19 protein-coding genes are annotated in these 21,080 nt (G+C 70.4%); 3 read left to right on the top strand and 16 right to left on the bottom strand.

Annotated features, from left to right (window positions below; translation table 11 throughout):
- Nucleotides 1-24 precede the first annotated feature (24 nt).
- Nucleotides 25-879 (top strand): SDR family oxidoreductase, encoded by an 855-nt coding sequence (locus BLT43_RS09070; RefSeq protein WP_090112105.1) that lies wholly within the window; start codon nt 25-27, stop codon nt 877-879.
- A 13-nt stretch (nt 880-892) separates the two neighbouring features.
- Here BLT43_RS09070 and dxs read toward each other — a convergent pair whose 3' ends face one another.
- Genes dxs through BLT43_RS09040 form a run of 6 tightly spaced genes read right to left on the bottom strand, consistent with a single transcriptional unit; the run spans nt 893 to nt 6,125 of the window.
- Nucleotides 893-2,836 (bottom strand): 1-deoxy-D-xylulose-5-phosphate synthase, encoded by a 1,944-nt coding sequence (gene dxs / locus BLT43_RS09065; RefSeq protein WP_090112104.1) that lies wholly within the window; start codon nt 2,834-2,836, stop codon nt 893-895.
- 12 nt (nt 2,837-2,848) lie between these two features.
- Nucleotides 2,849-3,715 carry a polyprenyl synthetase family protein gene (locus BLT43_RS09060; protein WP_090112103.1) on the bottom strand — a complete coding sequence of 289 codons (867 nt, stop codon included), beginning with the start codon at nt 3,713-3,715 and terminating at the stop codon, nt 2,849-2,851.
- Nucleotides 3,708-3,947 carry an exodeoxyribonuclease VII small subunit gene (locus BLT43_RS09055; RefSeq protein WP_090112102.1) on the bottom strand — a complete coding sequence of 80 codons (240 nt, stop codon included), beginning with the start codon at nt 3,945-3,947 and terminating at the stop codon, nt 3,708-3,710. The genes BLT43_RS09060 and BLT43_RS09055 overlap by 8 nt, the downstream gene beginning before the upstream one ends.
- Nucleotides 3,944-4,870 (bottom strand): histone deacetylase family protein, encoded by a 927-nt coding sequence (locus BLT43_RS09050; RefSeq protein ID WP_090112101.1) that lies wholly within the window; start codon nt 4,868-4,870, stop codon nt 3,944-3,946. The genes BLT43_RS09055 and BLT43_RS09050 overlap by 4 nt, the downstream gene beginning before the upstream one ends.
- A gap of 53 nt (nt 4,871-4,923) precedes the next feature.
- Complete coding sequence (locus BLT43_RS09045; protein WP_090112100.1) at nt 4,924-5,622, bottom strand: response regulator; 699 nt, start codon at nt 5,620-5,622, stop codon at nt 4,924-4,926.
- Nucleotides 5,619-6,125 (bottom strand): MarR family winged helix-turn-helix transcriptional regulator, encoded by a 507-nt coding sequence (locus tag BLT43_RS09040; RefSeq protein ID WP_090112098.1) that lies wholly within the window; start codon nt 6,123-6,125, stop codon nt 5,619-5,621. The genes BLT43_RS09045 and BLT43_RS09040 overlap by 4 nt, the downstream gene beginning before the upstream one ends.
- 155 nt (nt 6,126-6,280) lie before the next feature.
- Here BLT43_RS09040 and BLT43_RS09035 point away from each other — a divergent pair, with 155 nt between their 5' ends.
- The gene (locus tag BLT43_RS09035; protein WP_090112096.1) at nt 6,281-7,150 is read left to right on the top strand and encodes a branched-chain amino acid aminotransferase; all 870 of its coding nucleotides are present in this window, start codon (nt 6,281-6,283) and stop codon (nt 7,148-7,150) included.
- Between the two features lie 93 nt (nt 7,151-7,243).
- Here BLT43_RS09035 and BLT43_RS09030 read toward each other — a convergent pair whose 3' ends face one another.
- On the bottom strand, nt 7,244-7,588 hold the full coding sequence (locus BLT43_RS09030; protein ID WP_090112094.1) for a hypothetical protein: 345 nt from the start codon (nt 7,586-7,588) through the stop codon (nt 7,244-7,246).
- Between the two features lie 213 nt (nt 7,589-7,801).
- Here BLT43_RS09030 and BLT43_RS09025 point away from each other — a divergent pair, with 213 nt between their 5' ends.
- Nucleotides 7,802-8,701 carry a formate/nitrite transporter family protein gene (locus BLT43_RS09025; protein WP_090112092.1) on the top strand — a complete coding sequence of 300 codons (900 nt, stop codon included), beginning with the start codon at nt 7,802-7,804 and terminating at the stop codon, nt 8,699-8,701.
- A 42-nt stretch (nt 8,702-8,743) separates the two neighbouring features.
- Here the strand turns inward: BLT43_RS09025 and BLT43_RS09020 are convergent, their stop codons facing one another.
- The 9 genes from BLT43_RS09020 to BLT43_RS08980 form a co-directional block, all read right to left on the bottom strand.
- Complete coding sequence (locus tag BLT43_RS09020) at nt 8,744-9,709, bottom strand: DMT family transporter (protein WP_090112089.1); 966 nt, start codon at nt 9,707-9,709, stop codon at nt 8,744-8,746.
- Between the two features lie 247 nt (nt 9,710-9,956).
- On the bottom strand, nt 9,957-10,145 hold the full coding sequence (locus BLT43_RS09015) for a hypothetical protein (RefSeq protein WP_090112087.1): 189 nt from the start codon (nt 10,143-10,145) through the stop codon (nt 9,957-9,959).
- Nucleotides 10,146-10,258: 113 nt separating this feature from the next.
- Nucleotides 10,259-11,458, bottom strand: a complete 1,200-nt coding sequence (locus BLT43_RS09010; protein ID WP_090112086.1) for a PQQ-dependent sugar dehydrogenase — start codon at nt 11,456-11,458, stop codon at nt 10,259-10,261.
- A gap of 38 nt (nt 11,459-11,496) precedes the next feature.
- Nucleotides 11,497-12,537, bottom strand: a complete 1,041-nt coding sequence (queG, locus tag BLT43_RS09005; protein WP_090112085.1) for a tRNA epoxyqueuosine(34) reductase QueG — start codon at nt 12,535-12,537, stop codon at nt 11,497-11,499.
- A 25-nt stretch (nt 12,538-12,562) separates the two neighbouring features.
- A complete protein-coding gene (fzlA, locus tag BLT43_RS09000) occupies nt 12,563-13,249 on the bottom strand; it encodes an FtsZ-binding protein FzlA (RefSeq protein ID WP_090112083.1) in 687 nt (228 codons plus the stop codon).
- 38 nt (nt 13,250-13,287) lie between these two features.
- Nucleotides 13,288-14,046, bottom strand: a complete 759-nt coding sequence (gene mtgA / locus BLT43_RS08995) for a monofunctional biosynthetic peptidoglycan transglycosylase (protein WP_090112081.1) — start codon at nt 14,044-14,046, stop codon at nt 13,288-13,290.
- A gap of 109 nt (nt 14,047-14,155) precedes the next feature.
- A complete protein-coding gene (gene gltB / locus BLT43_RS08990) occupies nt 14,156-18,703 on the bottom strand; it encodes a glutamate synthase large subunit (RefSeq protein ID WP_090112079.1) in 4,548 nt (1,515 codons plus the stop codon).
- Nucleotides 18,690-19,412: a hypothetical protein gene (locus tag BLT43_RS08985; RefSeq protein WP_090112077.1), complete on the bottom strand. Its 723-nt coding sequence runs from the start codon at nt 19,410-19,412 to the stop codon at nt 18,690-18,692. Before BLT43_RS08985 ends, gltB begins: the two co-directional genes overlap by 14 nt.
- 98 nt (nt 19,413-19,510) lie before the next feature.
- Nucleotides 19,511-20,950, bottom strand: coding sequence for an NAD(P)-dependent oxidoreductase (locus tag BLT43_RS08980; protein ID WP_090112075.1), 1,440 nt, complete (start codon nt 20,948-20,950; stop codon nt 19,511-19,513).
- Between the last annotated feature and the right edge of the window lie 130 nt (nt 20,951-21,080).

Raw genomic sequence — 21,080 nt, 5'->3', positions numbered from 1 at the left:
GCCGTCTTGCGGCAGACAGGCGCCATGCCTACGCTTCTTTCCTTCGGCCACGGCTACTCGGCCCGCGCCCTGACCCGCCTCCTGCCGGACGACTGGCGCGTCATCGGCACCACCCGCAGCGCCGACAAGGCGGACAAGCTGCGCGCCGAGGGCGTCGAGCCCGCGATCTGGCCCGGCGCCGACCTGACGCCCGCGCTCGACGCAGCGACCCATCTGCTGATCTCGGCCGCGCCCGATGCCGAGGGCGACCCGGTGCTGCGCGAATGGCAGGACGCCATCGCGGCGCGGGCGGATCGCTACGACTGGGTCGGCTACCTCTCGACCACCGGCGTCTACGGCGACCGCGACGGCGGCTGGGTCGACGAGCAGAGCGATCTGCGCCCCGCCACGAAGCGCGGCCAAGCGCGGGTCGCGGCCGAGGCGGCGTGGCAGGCGATTCCGGGCCTGCCGCTGCACATCTTCCGCCTCGCCGGGATCTACGGCCCCGGCCGCGGCCCGTTCGAGAAGGTGCGCCAGGGCACGGCGCGGCGCATCGTCAAGGAAGGCCAGGTCTTCAGCCGCATCCATGTCGAGGACATCGCGCAGGTGCTGAAAGCGAGCATCGACCGCCCGAACCCCGGCGCCATCTACAATCTGTGCGACGACGACCCCGCGCCGCCGCAGGACGTGATCGCCCATGCCGCCGCGCTTCTGGGCCTGCCGGTGCCGCCCGAGGTGGCCTTCGACGAGGCCCAGATGACGCCGATGGCGCGCAGCTTCTACGCCGAGTCGAAGAAGGTGCGGAACGACCGCATCAAGGACGAGCTCGGCGTGAGGCTGATCCACCCCGACTACCGCTCGGGGCTGGCGGCGCTGCTGGAGACGGAAAGCGCGGGCTGAGAGGCGGGCCCGTTCAGGCCCGCTTGCCGATCACCTCGACGCCCATCAGCGACAGCACCTTCTCCTTGATGTGCCGCGCCGAGAGACCGGCGGTCTCGTACATGTCGGCGGGGCTCGCCTGGTCGATGAAGGTGTCGGGCAGCACCATCGAGCGGAACTTGAGGCCGGTGTCGAACACGCCCTCGTCCGACAGGAGCTGCGCGACATGGCTGCCGAAGCCGCCCACCGCGCCCTCCTCGATGGTGATCAGCGCCTCGTGCTCCCCGGCCAGCCGCAGGATCAGCTCGCGGTCGAGCGGCTTGGCGAAGCGCGCATCGGCGATGGTCGGGCGGATGCCCTTGGCGGCCAGCGCCTCGGCGGCCTTCACCGTCTCCGACAGCCGGGTGCCGAAGGACAGAAGCGCCACGCCCTGCCCCTCCTGCACGATCCGGCCGCGGCCGATCTCCAGAGGCTGCGGATCGGTCGGCAGCTCGACGCCCACCCCCTCGCCACGCGGGAAGCGGAAGGCGATCGGGCCCTCGTCATGCGCGGCGGCCGTCGCGACCATGCGCACCAGCTCCGCCTCGTCGGCGGCGGCCATCACCACCATGCCCGGCAGGTTCGACAGGAAGCCCACGTCGAAGCTGCCGGCATGGGTCGCGCCGTCGGCGCCCACCAGCCCAGCGCGGTCGATCGCGAAGCGCACCGGCAGGCGCTGCAGTGCCACGTCGTGCACCACCTGGTCGTAGCCGCGCTGCAGGAAGGTCGAGTAGATCGCGCAGAACGGCTTCATGCCCCCTGCCGCGAGACCGGCCGAGAAGGTGACGGCGTGCTGCTCGGCGATGCCGACGTCGAAGCAGCGGCTGGCATAGCGGTCCATGAAGCGCGCGAGCCCGGTGCCGTCGGGCATGGCGGCGGTGACGGCGACGATCTTCTGGTCGGTCTCGGCCTGCTTGATCAGGCTGTCGGCGAAGACCGAGGTGTAGGAGGGCGCGTTGCTCTTGGCCTTGGACTGCTTGCCCGAGATCACGTCGAACTTGGCCGTGGCGTGGCCCTTGTCGGCGGCGGCCTCGGCCGGGGCGTAGCCCTTGCCCTTCTTGGTGATCGCGTGGATCAGCACCGGCCCGTCGGCACGCGCCTTTACGGTGCGCAGCACCGAGAGCAGCTGCTCCATGTCGTGCCCGTCGATCGGGCCGATATAGGAAAAGCCCAGCTCCTCGAACATCGTGCCGCCGATGGTCATGTGCTTGAACACGTCCTTGGCCCGCTTCGCGCCCTCCTGGAACGGCGGCGGCAGGAAGCTCACCGCGCCCTTGGCCAGCGCCTTGAACTCCTGGAACGGCGCGCCGGCATAAAGCCGCGACAGGTAGGAGGACATCGCGCCGACCGGCGGCGCGATCGACATCTCGTTGTCGTTGAGGATGACGATCAGCCGGCGGCCCAGATGGCCCGCATTGTTCATCGCCTCGTAGGCCATGCCGGCGCTCATCGCGCCGTCGCCGATCACCGCGATGCAGTCGCCGACGCTCTCGCCCTCGAGCCCCTTGCCGCCCAGATCGCGCGCCACCGACAGGCCCAGCGCCGCCGAGATCGAGGTCGAGCTGTGCGCCGCGCCGAACGGGTCGTAGGGGCTCTCGGAGCGCTTGGTGAAGCCCGACAGCCCGTCCTTCTGGCGCAGCGTGCGGATGCGGTCGCGCCGCCCGGTCAGAATCTTGTGCGGGTAGCACTGGTGGCTCACGTCCCAGATCAGCCGGTCGCGCGGCGTGTCGAACACCGCGTGCAGCGCCACGGTCATCTCGACCACGCCGAGCCCGGCGCCGAGATGGCCGCCGGTCTCGGAGACCGCGCTGATGGTCTCGGCCCGCAGCTCGTCGGCCAGACGCCGCAGCTCGGTGTCGCTCAGCCGTTTCATGTCGGCCGGGATCTGCACCCGGTCGAGGGTCGGCGTGGCGGGCCGGTTCGGCGTGGTCTGGCTCATGCGGGCCCTCTCTCAGCTCTCGCGCGCGATAACGAAGCGGGCGGCGTCGCGCAAGGTTGCGGCCCCCTCGCCATAGGGGGCGAGCGCGTCGCAGGCGGCCTCGACCAGCTCGGCCGCGCGCGCCCGGGCGGCGTCGAGACCAAGGAGCGACACGAAGGTCGCCTTGCCCGCGCCCGCATCCTTGCGCACCGCCTTGCCCATCTTCGCCGCGTCCCCCTCCACGTCTAGGATGTCGTCCGCGATCTGGAAGGCAAGGCCGAGCGCCGTGGCGTAACGCCCCATGGCGGAGGGATCGGCCCCCGCCATCACCGGCCCGGCTTCGGCCGACCAGCGGATCAGCGCGCCGGTCTTGCCCTGCTGCAGCTCGGTGATGCGTTCGAGGTCGAGCGGCTCGGCCGCGCTTTCGGCCATGATGTCGCGCGCCTGCCCGCCGACCATGCCGGCGATGCCCGAGGCGCGGGCCAGCGACAGGCACAGATCGGCGCGGTGCGGCCCGACGCCCGGATCGGCGCAAAGCTCGAAGGCGAGGCTCTGCAGCGCGTCGCCGGCGAGGATCGCCGTCGCCTCGTCCCAGGCGACATGCACCGTCGGCCGGCCGCGGCGCAGTTCGTCGTCATCCATCGCCGGCAGGTCGTCATGCACGAGGCTGTAGGCGTGCAGCGCCTCGATCCCGGCGGCCGGGCGCAGGGCGGCGGCACGGTCGACGCCGTGCAGCGCGGCGCCTTCCAGCACCAGGAAGCCGCGCAGCCCCTTGCCGCCGGTCACCGCGTGCTCCATGGCGCGCGCCACCGGCAGGTCATGCGCCGCCAGCCTCTCGCGCAGCAGCGCCTGGCTGTCCTCGGCCGCCCGCGCCAGCGCGGCCCGGAAGGCCTCAGCCATCGAGCGGCGCGGTGCCCTGGGCCTGGCCGTCGGGGCCTTGCGTGATCTTCGCGACCTTTTCCTCGGCCTCGGCGAGCTTCTTCTCGCAGCGCGCCTTGAGCGCGGCGCCGCGCTCGTAGAGCGCGATCGAATCGTCGAGCGCCACGTCGCCGCGCTCCAGCTTGCCGACCACGGTCTCGAGCTCGCGGATCGCCTCCTCGAAGCTCATCTCCTCGACGGGTCTGTCGCTCATCGCCCTCGTTCCTCCAAAGTCCTGACATGCGCGGCCGCCCCGGCCGCCAGCGCGTCGAGGTCATAACCGCCTTCGAGCGCGGAGACCACGCGCCCCGAGCACAAGTGATCGGCCAGATCGCAGATCCGCCCGGTCAGCGTCGCGAAATCCTCGGTCTCGAGCCTCAGCCCGGCCAGCGGGTCGTCGCGATGCGCGTCGAAGCCGGCCGAGACGAGGATCAACTGGGGCTTGTGCGCCGCGATCCTCGGGAAGGCGTCGCGCTCCCACGCCGCTATCAGCCCCGCCCCGTCGGTGCCGGTGGGCAGCGTCATGTTGACCACCGTGCCATGCGGCCCGGTGTCGGTGGCCGCGCCGGTGCCGGGCCAGAGCGGCCATTCATGGCTCGAGCAGAACAGGATGCGCGGGTCGTCCTCGACCAGCGCCTGCGTGCCGTTGCCGTGATGCACGTCGAAATCGAGGATCGCGACGCGCTCGAGCCCGTGATGCTCGAGCGCGTATTTCGCCGCCGCCGCCACCGTGCCGAACAGGCAGAAGCCCATCGCGGTCTCGGCCTCGGCGTGGTGGCCGGGCGGCCGGGTCAGCGCGAAGGCGTTGGCCGCCTCGCCCGCAAGCACCATGTCGACGCCGCGCGTCGCCGCCCCCACCGCGCGCCACGCGGCGGCGAGGCTGCCGGCCGAGAGATAGGTGTCGGAATCGATCGCGCGCCAGCCGCCCTCGGGGGCAAAACGCTTCAGGTCGTCGACGTAGGATCGCGGGTGCACCCGCAGGATGTCCTCCTCGGCCGCCAGCGGCGCGCGGACCTGCAGCAGGTCCATGTCGTGCAGGGCGCCGAGCACGGCGTCGTAGCGCGCCACCCGCTCGGGATGGCCCGGAGGCGGGATGTGGCCAAGGAACTCGGGGTGGCAGATCAGCGCGGTGGTCATGGGGCGTCAGGCAACATCAGAAGCCGGACCGGCGCAAGGGCGCGGCGCGGCTTTCAGTCCGGCGCCAGCATGTAGCCCTCGCCCCGCACCGTCTGCAGGTAGCGCGGCTGGCGCGGGTCGGATTCGAACTTGCGCCTGAGCCGGGTGATCTGCACGTCGACCGCCCGCTCCTGGCTCTGGCCGCCGCGGTCGAGCTCCTCGACGAGCCGGGCCCGGCTCACCGGCTCGCCGGGGCGGGCGGCGAAGATCCGCATCAGCTGGCTCTCGGTCGCCGTCAGCCGGATCTGGCTCTCGCCCTCCCACATCTCGCCGCGCGCGATGTCGTAGCGCACCGCGCCGAGGCTGAGCACCTTGGGCCGGGCCGGCTCGGGCTCGGGGTTGGGCTGGCGGCGCAGCACGGCGCTGATCCGGAGCAGCAGCTCCTTGGGATCGAAGGGCTTGGCGAGGTAGTCGTCGGCCCCGGCCTCGAGCCCGCGGATCCGGTCCTCGGTGTCGCCGCGCGCGGTCAGCAGCAGGATCGGCACGGCGAGGCTCTCGCGCAGCGCCCGGCACAGCGCGATCCCGTCCTCGCCCGGCATCATCACGTCAAGCACGATCAGGTCGAAATCGAGCCCGGTCAGCAGGCGGCGCGCATGGCCGGCGTCGCGGGCGCCGGTGACGAGAAAGCCGTGCCGGGCCAGGAACTTCTGCAGAAGGCCGCGCAGCCGGGCGTCGTCGTCGATCACCAGCAGATGGGCGAGGTCGGTGCTCATTGCCCGCCCCCCTCGGCCAGCGTCTCGTAGTGGCGGCGGCTTTCTTCGTCCATCATCGCCTCGAGCACCTGCCGGAAGCCCGCCACCGCCACCGGCCCGGCGGTGCGGTAGGCGGCGCGCATCCGCTCGCGCTGCGCGTCCGACAGCTCGCGCTCGAGCGCCGCGCCCTCGCGGGTGAGGTAGAGATGCCGCTCGCGCCGGTCGCGGCGGCCGACCCGTGCCTCGACGAGACCGGTCTCGATCAGCGCGCGGAGCACCCGGTTCAGCGACTGCTTGGTGACCCCGAGGATCGCCATCAGGTTCGACACGGTGGTGCCGGGGCTGCGGTGGATGAAATGGATTGCGCGGTGATGCGCGCGTCCCATATCCTTGCCCTCGAGGATCCGGTCCGGATCGGAGGTGAAGCCGCGATAGGCGAAGAACATCGCCTCAATGCCCTTGCGCAGCTGCTCGTCGGTCAGGAACAGCAGGCTCTGCCCGCCCGGCGGCGCCCCTTCGGCCATCGACACTCTCCTTCGCTCGCTCACCTCCGCGTCACAATACGTCAGCCTTGTTGACATTCCAAGGGCGAAGCGATAGCGATCGGGGCATATCGCGCAATATTGTGACTTTGAGGCATGATATCGCGCCGGGACCATCTGACAGGGGGAGGCACGCCATGGCCGGCGGCTACGACGATCGCGACGGTAAGATCTGGCTCGACGGCCAGCTGGTGGAGTGGCGCGAGGCCAATGTCCACATCCTGACCCACGCGCTGCATTACGCGTCCTCGGTGTTCGAGGGCGAGCGCTGCTATGGCGGCACCATCTTCAAGAGCGAGGCGCATTCGCAGCGCCTTCGCACCTCGGCCGAGCTTCTGGATTTCGAGATCCCCTACTCGGTCGAGGAGATCGAGGCCGCGAAATACGCGGTGCTCGAGGCCAATGGCTGGAAGGACGCCTATGTGCGCGCGCTGGCCTGGCGCGGCGCCGGCCCGGACATGGGCGTGGCCTCGCAGCGCAACCCGGTGCGGATGGCGGTCGCGGCCTGGGAATGGGGCAGCTATTACGGCGACGCCAAGATGAAGGGCGCCAAGCTCGACATCGCCAAGTGGAAGCGCCCCTCGCCCGAGACCGCGCCCTCGCAGGCCAAGGCGGCCGGCCTCTACATGATCTGCACCATGTCCAAGCACGCAGCCGAGGCGAAGGGCTGCTCGGACGCGCTGATGTTCGACTATCGCGGCTACGTCGCCGAGGCGACCGGCGCCAACATGTTCTTCGTGAAGGACGGCGAGGTGCACACGCCGCTGGCCGACTGCTTCCTCAACGGCATCACCCGGCAGACGGTGATCGCCATGCTGAAGGACAAGGGCCTGACCGTGCATGAGCGCCACATCATGCCCGAGGAACTCGAGGGCTTCGAGCAGTGCTGGCTGACCGGCACCGCGGCCGAGGTCACGCCGGTGGGCCAGATCGGCGACTACAACTTCGAGGTCGGCGCGCTGACCCGCGACGTCGCCGAAAGCTACGAGAAGCTGGTGCGCGCCTGATCCTTCGGCCCCCGAAGACGAGCGGACGGCAAAAGGCCCGCGGGAGCGATCCCGCGGGCCTTTCGCGTGGCCGGACCTCGCGGTCCGCGATCGTCAGTCGTTCAGGAACAGGCGGCGCTCGGCGACCGCGTTGCCCTCGGCGTCGTAGAGCACGGCGATCACGTCGCTGAACGGCTCGCGGTCCAGCTGGATGCGGACATCCGAGTTGGCGCCGGCATTGACCATCGCCTCGCCCAGCACGGCGCCGGCGACGCTGCCGCGGTAGTCGAGGATCTCGACCGAACCGCCGGTGGCCGAGCGGACGAGGTCGAGGTTCACGTAGCTTCGCTCGGGGATGTAGTTCTGGTTGCCGAAGCCGTTGACCTCGGTCATCGCGAGGGCGGAGGTGCCGATGGTGGCGGCGGCGATGGCGGCAAAGGTGGTCTTGATGGTGGTCATCTGACGTCTCCTTCGGGTTTGATGCGCCCCGTGCTCGGGGTGTGACCAGGAGATAGGCCCTGCATCACGGAACAGAAGGCTTCCGTTTGTGCGATTTTGCAGTAGGACTTTTGCGGGCGTTTCGCTCACATCCCGGCGAGCGCCTCTTGCAGCGCCGCGGGGGAACCCGCACCGCGCCCTGCCGTTGGCCCCTGACCCCAAGGCGGAGCAGGCATGGCCGAAGACGGACAGGACGAGGACGCACGGGAGGAAAGCGCACGGGAGGAGGGCGAGGCCGACGCGCATCTCGCCCGCGTGCGCAACCGCGCCGAGGACGAGGCCGTCACCGAAGCCAGCCACCTGTCGCCGCGCCTCGTCTACCACGTGGTGCTGCGCGCCGGCGAAGAGGAGCTGCACCGCCCGACCGGCTCGCTGATCTGGTCGGGCATCGCGGCGGGGATGCTGATCTCGGCCTCGGTGCTGGCCGAAGCCGTGTTCCGCGCCTACCTGCCCGAGGCCGGCTGGCGGCCGCTGGTCGAGAACATCGGCTACACGGTCGGCTTCCTGCTGGTGATCCTGAGCCGGATGCAGCTCTTCACCGAGAACACGATCAGCACCGTGCTGCCCTTCCTGACCCGCCCCACCCCGCGCTGCGGGCTCGACGTGATGCGGCTGTGGGGGATCGTGCTGGGCGCCAACGTGGTCGGCGGCTTCGTCGCGGCGGCCTTCTTCGCGCTGACGCAGGGCCTGCCGCCCGAGATCGGCGCGGCGATGGTCGAGCTGTCGCACCACGCCACCGGCGCGGGGGCATGGGCGGGCTTCGCCAAGGCGATCCCGGCGGGCGTGCTGATCGCGGCGCTGGTCTGGATGCTGTCCTCGGGCGATCACGAGAACTTCTGGATCATCTTCACCTTCACCTGGCTGATCGCGGCGGGGGATTTCACCCATATCGTCGCGGGCTCGGTCGAGATGGCCTACCTGATGCTGCTGGGCGAACTCGGCCCCGGCCGGGCGCTCTTCTCCTTCTTCCTGCCGGTGCTGGCGGGCAACGTGGTCGGCGGCACGCTGGTCTTCACCCTGACCGCCTGGGGCCAGGTGCGCGAGGAGGTGCTGCCCGACCGGCTGCCGGACTGAGGCCGCCCTGGGCCGCCGCCCGGCCGGGCCGGCCGGGCCGTCTCAGCTGCCGCCCGGCGGCAGGGCCTTGCGGCCGCGGCCGCGCTCGATCCCGAGCTTGCGCTCGCGCCAGATGATCAGCACGCCGGCGGCGATGATGATCGCCGCGCCGCCCAGCATGGTCCAGGTCGGCACCTCGGCGAAGATGAAGTAGCCCACCCCCAGCGCCAGCAGCATCGAGGCGTAGTCGAAGGGCGCGATCAGCGAGGCGTCGGCGAAGCGGTAGGAGGAGGTGAGCAGGATCTGCCCGACCCCGCCCAGAAGCCCCGCGCAGACCAGGAGCACCGCCATGGTCGGGCTGGGCCAGACCCAGCCGAGCGGGATGGTCAGAAGCGACAGCGCGCTGGCGGTGACCGAGAACCAGAACACGATCGCCGCCGTGCCCTCGGTGCGGGTGAGCTTGCGCACGAAGACCTGCGCCAGCGCCGCGCAGAGCGCGCCGCCCAGCGCCACCACCGCGCCCAGCGTCTCCGAGAGCGACAGCGGATCCTCGGTGACGCTGAGCCGCGGCGACATCACGATCAGCACGCCGACCAGCCCCAGCCCCACCGCCGAGAGCCGGAACAGCCGCACCTCCTCGCCCAGAAACATCGCGGCGAGGATCACCACCATCAGCGGCGCGGCGTAGCCGATCGCCGTCACCTCCGGAAAGGGCAAGAGGCCCAGCGCGGTGAAGCCGAGCCCCATCGCGGCGGTGCCGACGAGGCCGCGCCAGAGATGGCCGAAGGGGTTGGGCGTCTCGAGCCCGTGCCGAAGGTCGCCGCGCGCCAGCAGCCAGACCACGATCACCGGCAGCGCGAAGAAGGAGCGGAAGAACACCGCCTCGCCGGGCGGGATCTCGGCCGAGGTCGCCTTGATGATCGACGCCATGGCGACGAAGACGCAGACCGAGGCGACCTTGAGCGCGATGCCGCGCAGCGGCTGATGCACCACCAGCGGGGTGGCCGGGGCGGAGGCGGAACGGGGCATGACATGTCCTTTCGCGCCGACCCTAACCGGGCGGGCGGCGGGAACAAGATGCCCCGGTCATGCAAATCGGGATCGATGCGGGGAAGCGGCCGCGAGGCGCGGGGCCGATCACGGACCGGTCGAGCGCGGCCAAGCCTCGACGCCGCGCGCGATCCGCCTGCCCCGAACGGGGCCCGGCAGCCGCGTCGCGCGACCCTGCCGCGAAGGGGTGGAATGAGGCGGGGAGTTCGGCCTCCCCGCCGGTCGCTCAGGCTTCGTGACCGCGCTCGATGCGCAGGAACTGGCTGAGCCGCGCCATGCCGCGTGCGCCCAGCTTGCGGGCGTGCAGCCGGGTCACGGCGCGATGCGGGCCGGCCTCGCGCTCCAGGCGCACATATTCGCGCGCGCGGATCTCGGGGTGGCGTTCCTTCGGCTTGTCGATCACGTGTCTGGTCATCGATACGTCCTCCCAAAGGGGTATCAGGACCTGCACCCTAGCCGATTCCCGCGCGAAGCGCATCCCGTGGCGTCAAGCCCCGGCGGAGGATGGCCGCCGGGGCCCCGCCGCGCTCAACCGGAGGTGTCGGGCGCCATGCGCAGCACCGCCCCGGCCTCGCTGTCGATCAGGAACAGCACCTCGCCGTCTTCCGTCAGCTCGACGTCGCGCACCCGGCCGTTGCCGCCGGCGAGCCGCTGCTCGCCCGTCACCCGGCCGTCCTCGAGCGTCAGGCGCACCACCTCGCCCGGCACCAGCGAGGCGGCCAGAACGTCGCCCTCCCATTCCGGGAAGGCCGCGCCCTCGTAGAACAGCATGCCGCCCGGCGCGATCACCGGGTCCCAGTAGTAGACCGGCTCCTCCATGCCCTCCCGGCGCGGCTCGCCGCTGCCGATCGGGCCGCCGTCGTAGCGCAGCCCGTAGCTCACCACCGGCCAGCCGTAGTTCATGCCCGCCTCGGGCCGGTTCAGCTCGTCGCCGCCGGCGGGGCCGTGCTCGATGGTCCAGTAGTCGCCGGTCGCCGGGTCGACCGCCGCGCCCTGGATGTTGCGGTGGCCGTAGGACCAGATCTCGTCCATGCCGTCCTGCCCGACGAAGGGGTTGTCCTCGGGGATCGAGCCGTCGGGGTTGAGCCGCACCACTTTGCCGTAGGTGTTGTCGAGGGTCTGCGCCATCTCGCGGTATTCGTCGGTGAAATGCTCGCCCGTGGTGACGAAGACATGGCCTTCGCCGTCGAAGGTGATGCGCGAGCCGTAATGCATCGGCGCGTCGGCCGCGGGCGACTGCACCCAGATGTCCTCGACCTGCGACAGGCTCGCCAGGTCGTCGGACAGCACGCCGCGCCCGGCCGCGGTGGCGGTGCCGCCATCGACCTTCTTGGCGTAGGTGAAATACACCATGCGGTCGGCGTCGAACTCCGGGCTCAGCGTCACGTCGAGAAGGCCGCCCTGCCGGCGCGCGTCGATCTCGGGCAGGCCGGCGATCGGCTCCGACAGCGTGCCGTCCGCCGCGATGTGGCGCAGCCGGCCGGGCCGCTCGGTGACGAGGTGGCCGCCGCCGGGCAGCGGCGCGATGCCCCAGGGGTGCTCCAGCCCCTCGGCGAGGGTCTCGACCGTCACCGGCGTGTCGGGCAGCTTCGGCGCGCGGGTCTGGTTCTCGAAGGCGGGCTCGTAGTCGGCATTGGCGGGGCCCTGGTCGACCGGCTGGGCCGCCTCGCCCTGCGCGCAGGCCATGCCGGGCAGCAGCGCCGCGAGGATCATCGGGTGCAGTCTCATCCATCTCTCCTGCATTGTCTGCGCGAAGAGCTAGACCGTCAGCCGCGCCCCTCCAGCCGCGCGGTGGCCCAGCGGGCGGCGTCTGACAGCGCCGGGTCGGGCTCGGCGCGAAGCGGCGCCAGCACCGGCAGCAGGGTCCGGTCGCCGGAATTTCCGATGGCGTAGCAGACGTTGCGCAGGAAGCGGTCGCGGCCGATCCGCTTGATCGGCGAGCCCGAGAACATCTCGCGGAAGCCCGCGTCGTCGAGTCGCGCCAGATCGGCCAGCCGCGGCGCCGCGACCTTGCCGAAATAGCGCATCTCGGTCGCCTCCTGCGCGAACTTGTTCCACGGGCAGACGGCGAGGCAGTCGTCGCAGCCGTAGATCCGGTTGCCCAGCGCCTCGCGGAATTCCTCGGGCACCGGTCCCTTGTGCTCAATGGTGAGGTAGGAGATGCAGCGCCGCGCATCGAGCTGGAACGGCGCCGGGAAGGCGTTTGTCGGGCAGATGTCGAGGCAGCGGGTGCAGGAGCCGCATTTCTCGGCCGCGGGCGCGTCCGCCGGCAGCTCCACCGTGGTGAAGATCGCGCCGAGGAAGACCCAGTTGCCGACGGTGCGGCCCAGCAGGTTGGTGTGCTTGCCCTGCCAGCCGAGCCCCGCGGCCTGCGCCAGCGGCTTTTCCATCACCGGCGCGGTGTCGACGAAGACCTTGATCTCCTCGCCCGGGCACTGCTCCAGGAGCCAGCGCCCGACCCGCTTCAGCCGCTTCTTGACGAGGTCGTGGTAGTCGCGGCCATGGGCATAGACGCTGATCGCGGCGTGGTCGCGCCGCCCCAGCACCTCGAGCGGGTCGTGGCGCGGCGTGTAGGCCTCGGCCAGCATGACGACGGATCGCGCCTCGGGCCAGAGCGCGGCCGGGTCGCCGCGCCAGTGCATCCGCTCCGCCATCCAGCCCATCTGGCCGTGCCGGCCCTCGCCCACGAAGGCGCCGAGCCGGCCCGCGGCCTCGGGGATCGCGTCGGGGCGGCACACGCCCATCTCGGCGAAGCCTTCGGCCAGCGCGGTGTCGCGCAGTCGGGTCTTGAGGGTCGGGGCGTCCATCGCCCCGCAGATAAGCCCCGCCGCCTCAGAAATCGAGGTCGGCGTAATGCGCGGGCTGCGGGAAACCCGGCAGCTGGTCGGCGAGGATCGAGCGGAAGGCCGGGCGCGACTTGATCTTGGCGTACCAGTCCTTGACCGTCTCGGAGCGGTTCCAGTCGACGTCCGAGATGTAGTCGAGGCAGCTCAGCTGCGCCGCGGCGGCGAAATCGGCCAGCGACAGCTCGTTGCCGGCCAGCCAGCGGCGCTGGTCCAGCAGCCACGCCATGTAGTCGATGTGGAACTTGATCGCCCGCGCGCCGGCCTTGACGTTGGCGCTGTCGGGGTAGCCGCCGCCCATCACCTTCTTGTGGACCCGCTCGCCCAGGAGCTTCGAGGTCACCTCGTGGTAGAACTTGTCGTCGAACCAGCCGACCAGACGGCGCACCTCGTAGCGCGCCTCGGCCGATTGCGGCAGCAGCGGCGGCTCGGGCTCGATCTCCTCGAGGTATTCGCAGATCGCCGCGCTCTCGGCGAGGTGGCGGTTGCCGACCTTCAGCACCGGGATCTTGCCGGCCGGGTTGCGGCGCAGGAAGTCGTGGTCGGGCTCCCAGTAGCGCTCCTCCACGAGCTCGACCTCGATCCGCTTCTCGGCGAGGCTGAGCCGCACCTTGCGGCTGAAGGGCGACAAGGGGAAGTGGTAGAGGCGGAAACTGGCGGCACGGGTGTTCTGCATGGCCCCATATCTGCCGCAAGCGCGAGGCCGCTTCAATCCTAGCCTTCGCCCTCGAAGCAGTCGTCGCGCCCGTCGCGGCGGATCGTGGCGGCGCCGTCGAGGATCGCGGCGGCGCGGCGGCGGGTGAAGTCGCCGGGGTCGGAGGCCGAGCGGCCCTTCGGGTCGGGCAGGATCGCGGCGAGGCGGGCGGCCTCGCGGTCGTCGAGCTCGGCCGCGCGCACGCCGAAATAATGCAGCGCCGCCGCCTCGACGCCGAACACGCCCTCGTCGAACTCGGCGACGTTGAGATAGGTCTCGAGGATGCGGCGCTTGGTCCAGAACGCCTCGACCGCCGGGGTGATCGCCGCCTCCAGCGCCTTGCGCGGCCAGCTGCGGCCCTGCCAGAGGAAGACGTTCTTCACCACCTGCTGGCTGATGGTCGAGGCGCCGCGATTGCCGCCCGCCGCCATGGCGCGGCGGATCGCCTCGAGGTCGAGCCCCCAGTGCAGGCAGAAATTGGCGTCCTCGGCGGCGACGGCGGCGCGCGCCATCACCGGCGCGATCTCCTCCATCGGCACCCATTGGTGGTCGAGCCGGCCGAGCCGGGCGCGCTCGGAGACCATGTAGGGCGTGGTCGGCGGCGCGATCACTGAGAAGGCGGCGATCGCCAGCAGCAGCGCCGCGGCGAGCGCGACGATCCCGCCCAGCGCCCAGCGCAGCAGCCGCCGCGCAAGCGGCGGCCGGGCCCGGGCCGCGCGCGTCACCCGGGGCTTGCCCTTGCGGGCGGTTTTCTTCCGGGTGTCGACCGGCTTCGTCATGGCGCCATAGACCCTGCCGGGCCGGGGCGGGTCAAGCGGGCCGGCGCGGATGCGGAAGGGGCCGGAGCGTTTCCGCCCGGCCCCTCCCCCGTCTGTCGGTGCTCCCGCCTCACTCGGCCGGGATCGCCTGCTCCTCGTGCCAGAGCGGCTGCGGGATGTGGCGCAGCATCTCCTTCGGGCAGACCTGCAGGAAGTTGTGCTTCTCGCTGTCCCAGTGCTGCAGGATCTCGGCCGCCTTGCGCGAACCGGTCTCGATTTGGTGGCGCTCGATCAGGGCGTGCAGCTCTTTCTCCCAGTGCTCCACCGTGACCGGGCAGGTGACCAGCGTCTCGGTGTTCATCAGCGGCTCGGCGGTGCCGTCGGGGTCGTAGAGATAGGCCATGCCGCCGGTCATGCCGGCGCCGAAGTTGGCGCCGATCGAGCCGAGGATCACCGCGACCCCGCCGGTCATGTATTCGCAGCCATTGGTGCCGCAGCCCTCGATCACCACATGCGCGCCCGAGTTGCGCACCGCGAAGCGCTCGCCGGCGCGGCCGGCGGCGAAGAGGTAGCCCATGGTCGCGCCGTAGAGCACGGTGTTGCCAATGATGACGTTGTCGGCCGCCACCAGCGGGCTCGCCATCGGCGGCCGCACCACGATGGTGCCACCCGACAGGCCCTTGCCGACATAGTCGTTGGCGTCGCCCGAGACCTCGATCTTCAGGCCGGGCGCTGCGAAGGCGCCGAGCGACTGGCCGGCCGAGCCCTTGAGCTTGACCGTCAGGTGGTCGGGCTGCAGCTGGTTCCGCATCCCGAAGTTCTCGACGATATGCGCCGAGGTGCGGGTGCCGATGGTGCGGTGCGTGTTCTGCACCGCGTATTCCAGCTGCATCTTCTCGCCGTCCTCGAGGAAGCGGCGCGCATCCTTGACGATCTCGGCGTCGAGCGTGTCGAGCACCTCGTTGCGCGGCTTGTTGCGGTCGAATTTCGGCCGCTGCACCCCGTCCACCGTGATCAAGAGCGGGTTGAGGTCGAGATCGTCGAGATGCGCCGAGCCGCGGCTGACCTGGGTCAGCAGGTCGGCGCGACCGATCACCTCGTCGAGGCTGCGCGCACCGATCGAGGCGAGGATCTCGCGCACCTCGGTGGCGTAGAAGGTGATCAGGTTGACCACCTTGTCGGCATTGCCGGTGAACTTGCCGCGCAGCCCCTCGTCCTGGGTGCAGACGCCGACCGGGCAGGTGTTGGACTGGCACTGGCGCACCATGATGCAGCCCATCGCGATCAGCGCCGCGGTGCCGATGCCGTATTCCTCGGCCCCGAGCATCGCCGCCATGACGATGTCGCGCCCGGTGCGCAGGCCGCCATCGGTCCTGAGCGTCACCCGCTCGCGCAGGTTGTTCATCGACAGCACCTGATGCGCCTCGGTCAGGCCCATCTCCCACGGCAGACCCGCATACTTGATCGAGGTGCCGGGCGAGGCGCCGGTGCCGCCATTGTGGCCCGAGATCAGGATCACGTCGGCCTTGGCCTTGGCCACGCCCGCCGCGATCGTGCCGACGCCCGAGCTGGACACCAGCTTCACCGTGACCTTGGCGCGCGGGTTGATCTGCTTGAGATCGTAGATCAGCTGCGCGAGGTCCTCGATCGAGTAGATGTCGTGGTGCGGCGGCGGCGAGATGAGGGTCACGCCCTCGGTCGAGTGCCGCAGCCGGGCGATCAGCTTGGTGACCTTCATGCCCGGAAGCTGGCCGCCCTCGCCGGGCTTGGCGCCCTGCGCCACCTTGATCTCCAGCTCCTCGCAGGCGCCGAGATACTCGGCGGTGACGCCGAAGCGGCCCGACGCCACCTGCTTGATCTTGGCCGAGGGGTTGTCGCCGTTGGGCTCGGGGTGGAAATGCGCCGGATCCTCGCCGCCCTCGCCCGAATCGGACTTGGCGCCGATCCGGTTCATCGCGACGTTCAGGGTCTTGTGCGCCTCGGGGCTGAGCGCGCCCAGCGACATGCCGGGCGTCACGAAGCGCTTGCGGATCGCGGTGATGCTCTCCACCTCCTCGATCGGGATCGCCTTGCCCATCGGCTTGATGGCCAGCAGGTCGCGCAGGTGGATCGGCGGGTTGGACTGCATCGCCTGGGCGTACTGCTTCCACAGCTCGTAGGAGGCGCGGTCGCAGGCGGCCTGCATCATGTGCATGGTCGTGGCTTCCCAGGCGTGCTTCTCGCCCGAGCGGCGCGACTTGTAGAAGCCGCCGATCGGCAGCGTGCCGAGATCGGCGCCGCCCTTGGACCAGCCCTTGGCGTGCACCTCCTCGAGCTTCTTCTGGATGCCGGTCAGGCCGATGCCGGAGATGCGGCTGTGCATGCCGGGGAAGTACTCCGCGCACATGGCGCGGCTCAGCCCCACCGCCTCGAAGTTCAGGCCGCCGCGATAGGACGACACCACCGAGATGCCCATCTTGGCCATGATCTTCAGAAGACCCGCATCCACCGCGTCGCGGTAGCGGCGCATGATGTCGGTGAGCGTGCCCTCCAGAAGGCCGCGGTTCAGCCGGTCGGCGAGGCTGTCCTGCGCGAGATAGGCGTTCACCGTGGTCGCGCCCGAGGAGATCAGCACCGCGAAGTAGTGCGGGTCGATGCATTCGGCCGAGCGGACATTGACCGAGCAGAAGGTGCGCAGGCCCTTGCGGGTCAGCCAGCTGTGCACGGCGGAGGTGGCGAGGATCATCGGCATCGCCACCTTGTCCTCGTCCTGGTGCTGGTCGGTCAGCACGATGTGGCCCGCGCCCGAGCGCACCGCGTCCTCGGCCTCGGCGCGGATCCGCTCGAGCCCGGCGCGCAGCGCGTCCGGCTTGCCGCCGGCGGGGAAGGTGCAGTCGACGAAGGCGACCTGCCGGCCGAGCTGCTCGACCATCACGTCGAACTCGGCATTGGCGACGAAGGGGCTCTCCAGCACCAGGATCTCGGTCTGGCTGGAGCTTTCGTCGAGCACGTTCTTGAGGTTGCCGAACCGGGTCTTGAGCGACATCACCCGGCTTTCGCGCAAGCTGTCGATCGGCGGGTTGGTGACCTGGGAGAAGTTCTGCCGGAAGAAGTGCGACAGCGGCCGGTAGCGGTTCGAGAGCACCGCCGCCGGGGTGTCGTCACCCATCGAGGCGATCATCTCCTTGCCGTCCTCGGCCATCGGCGCCAGCACCTGCTCGAGCTCCTCGATCGAGTAGCCGGCCGCGATCTGGCGGCGGCGCAGCTCGCCCGCCTCGAACAGCGGCTCCTCGGGGATCTCGCGCAGGATGTCGTTGAGGTTCACGACCTTCTCGATCCACTCGCCGAAGGGCTGCGAGCCGGCCAGCTTGTCCTTGATCTCGCTGTCGTGGAACAGCCGCCCTTCCTGCATGTCGACCGCGATCATCTGGCCGGGGCCGAGCGCGCCCTTCTCGACGACGCTGGATTCGTCGACCGGCACCATGCCGATCTCCGAGCCCGCGACCAGCAGACCGTCGCCGGTGACGACGTAGCGCATCGGCCGCAGGCCGTTGCGGTCGAGGCCGCCGCAGACCCAGCGGCCATCGGTCATCGCCAGCGCCGCCGGCCCGTCCCAGGGCTCCATCACGGCATTGCAGTAGGAGTACATGTTCTGCCAGGCCTCGGGCATCTCGACCCGGCTCTTCGACCAGGCCTCGGGCACCAGCATGGTCTTGGCCATCGGCGCGTTGCGCCCGGCGCGCACCAGCACCTCGAACACCGAATCGAGCGCGGCGGAGTCCGACGAGCCCTGCGCGACGATCGGCTTGATGTCCTCGGCATGCTCGCCGAAGGTCGCGCTCGCCATGCGGATCTCGTGGCTCTTCATCCAGTTCAGGTTGCCCTTCAGCGTGTTGATCTCGCCGTTATGGGCGAGCATGCGGAAGGGCTGGGCCAGCCACCATTGCGGGAAGGTGTTGGTCGAGTAGCGCTGGTGGTAGAGCGCGAAGGCGCTCTCGAAGCGCTCGTCCTGCAGGTCGGGGTAGAACTCGGCCACCTGCTCGGCCAGCATCATGCCCTTGTAGATCACCGAGCGGCAGGACAGCGAGGCGAGGTAGAGCTCGCGCACGCCGGCGGCGAAGGCCGCGCGCTCGATCCGGCGGCGGATGATGTAGAGCTCGCGCTCGAACTGCTCCTCGTCGATGTCCTTCTCGCAGCGGATCAGGATCTGCTCGATCTCGGGGCGGGTGGCGTTGGCCTTCTCGCCGAGGCAGGTGATGTCCACCGGCACGTGGCGCCAGCCATAGATGTAGTGCCCCATGCGGAGCACCTCGGTCTCGACGATGGTGCGGCAGGTCTCCTGCGCGCCGAAATCGTTGCGCGGCAGGAAGACCTGGCCCACGGCGATGCGGCGGTCGGGCATCGGCTCGTGGCCGGTGCGGCGGATCTGGTCCTCGAAGAAGGCGCGCGGGATCTGCACGTGGATGCCGGCGCCGTCGCCGGTCTTGCCGTCGGCGTCGACCGCGCCGCGGTGCCAGACCGCCTTCAGCGCGGCGATGCCCTTCTCGACCACCGCGCGCTGCGGCGTGCCGTCGATCGAGACCACGAGGCCGACGCCGCAGGAGGCGTGCTCGTCATCCTCGCGGTAGAGGCCGTTCTCGGCCATGAACTTGCGCTTGGCCTCCTCGGCGGCGACCCAGTCGGAATCAAAGCTGGTCATGGGAGAACTCCTTCGCGATCTGGCCGGGGACGAGCGACGACATGGTCGCGCCGCAGCCGTGTTTCGGGTGGGACGACAGGAAGCCCTGCTCGTCCGGAAAGATGAATTCGACCGGCGTGTCGTCCGACTCGAAGCTGCCCTCCGGGCCGGTGACGGTGCTGGTGCCGGACAGGAACAGCCGGTGCTCGCGGCTGATGAACTCGTGGCCGGCGCTGCGCCACAGCTCCTCGCCGTCGGGGCCGATGGCGCGGATCCGATACTCGGTGCGGTCGAGCTCGACGCCGTCGATGGTGACGGTCTCGCCGGTCAGGCTGTCGCCGCCGATGTAGCGGGTCTCGCCGGTCTGCTCCGAGCGGGTGGTGAAATCGAAGCTGTCGGCGCCGTTCTCCACCAGCTCGCTGAAGGAGGCCGGGTCGGCCGGCGCGGGGGCGAGCCGCTCGGCGCGGCCGGCGCGCGGGTAGCTGCTCTCGACCCACTGGGTCTCGGAATCGATGGCGCCGACATAGGCGACGCCCTCCTCGTCGAGATCGACCCGGCGCTGCCAGCCCTCGGGGTCGGCCTCGCAGGTGAAATGGTGCGACACGGTGCAGCCGGCGGTCTGCACGGTCATGTAGGCGGTGCAGCCCTCTGGCATCGGCACGGTGCCGGGCGACTGCGCGGCGGCAAGGCCCGGGATCGTGGCGAGAAGAAGGGCGATGGGCGTCTTCATGGCTGTCTCCGGTATGGGTCAGCGGTCCTGACGTTCACGGGGCGCCGCGGGGCGACCGGCGGCCAGCGCCGACCGGTCGCGTCCCGGTCGCGGCGGCCCTATTCGGCGGCGACGCCGGCGGCGAGGCTCTGGTCGAGATACTGCACGATCGCCTCGGCGCTGTCGCGCCCGTCGCGGATCGCCCAGACCACCAGCGAGGCACCGCGCACAATGTCGCCCACCGCGAAGACCCCGTCGAGCGAGGTGGCGCCGGTGCCGAACTCGGCCCGCACCGTGCCCCAGCGGGTCACTTCAAGCCCCTCGACGCCCCACAGCTGCGGCAGGTCCTCGGGCTCGAAGCCCAGCGCCTTCACGACGAGATCGGCCTCCTCGAGATAGTCCGCGCCCTCGATCTTCTCGGGCATGCGGCGGCCCGTCGCGTCCGGCGTGCCGAGCCGCATCTTGTGGACATGCACGCCGGTGACGCCGTTCGCGTCGCACTCGAAGCCCTTCGGGGCCGAGAGCCAGACCAGCTCGACGCCCTCCTCCTCGGCATTGGCGACCTCGCGCTGCGAGCCCGGCATGTTGGCCCGGTCGCGGCGGTAGAGGCACTTCACGCTCTCGGCGCCCTGGCGGATCGCGGTGCGCACGCAGTCCATCGCGGTGTCGCCGCCGCCGATCACCACGACCTTCTTGCCCTTGGCGTTCAGCTCGCCGCTGTCATATTCCGGCACCTCGTCGCCGAAGTTCTTGCGGTTCGAGGCGGTCAGGTAGTCGATGGCGCGCACCACGCCGTCATGGGCGCTGTCGGGCAGGTCGCGCGACTTGTAGACGCCGGTGGCGATCAGCACCGCGTCGTGCTTGCCGCGGATCGCGTCGAAGGAGATGTCCTCGCCGACCTTGCAGTTCAGCACGAACTCGACGCCCGACTCCTCGAACTGCCGGGTGCGGCGCTCGACCACGTCCTTCTCGAGCTTGAAGCCCGGGATGCCGTAGGTCATCAGCCCGCCGACGCGGTCGTAGCGGTCGTAGACGGTGACCTGCACGCCGGCGCGGCGCAGGTAGTCGGCGGCCGCCAGACCGCCGGGGCCGGCGCCGATGATGCCGACGCTCTCGGCGCGCTCGGCGGCCGGGCGGATCGGCTGGACCCAGCCCTCCTCCCAGGCGGTGTCGGTGATGTATTTCTCGACCGAGCCGATGGTGACGGTGCCGTGGCCCGACTGCTCGATCACGCAGTTGCCTTCGCACAGACGGTCCTGCGGGCAGATGCGGCCGCAGATCTCGGGGAAGGTGTTGGTGGCCTGGCTGATCTCGTAGGCTTCCTGCAGGCGGCCCTGGGCGGTCAGGCGCAGCCAGTCGGGGATGTTGTTGTGCAGCGGGCAATGCGTCTGGCAATAGGGCACGCCGCACTGGCTGCAGCGCCCGGACTGCTCGGCCGCCTTGTCGCGGGCGAACTCGGCGTAGATCTCGTGGAAGTCCTCGCGCCGGGCGGCGGCCAGGCGCTTCTCCGGCATGTCGCGCGGGACGGAGACGAATTTCAGCATCTTCGTGTCGGCCATGGCTGCTCTCCCTCTGGCTGGGCTCGCGAGGGTGATAGACGCAGCGTGGCGCGATGAAAAGTCAGCATGGCTGACCTATATGCCGGTTATTCGCGACCGGCGGCGCCCTTTATCGATATCCGGACCAAAA

This window comes from Limimaricola pyoseonensis, assembly GCF_900102015.1.
Classification (GTDB): Bacteria; Pseudomonadota; Alphaproteobacteria; order Rhodobacterales; family Rhodobacteraceae; genus Limimaricola; species Limimaricola pyoseonensis.
The sequence above is the reverse complement of the archived record's forward strand: the minus strand, read 5'-3'. Positions and strand labels throughout refer to the sequence as shown.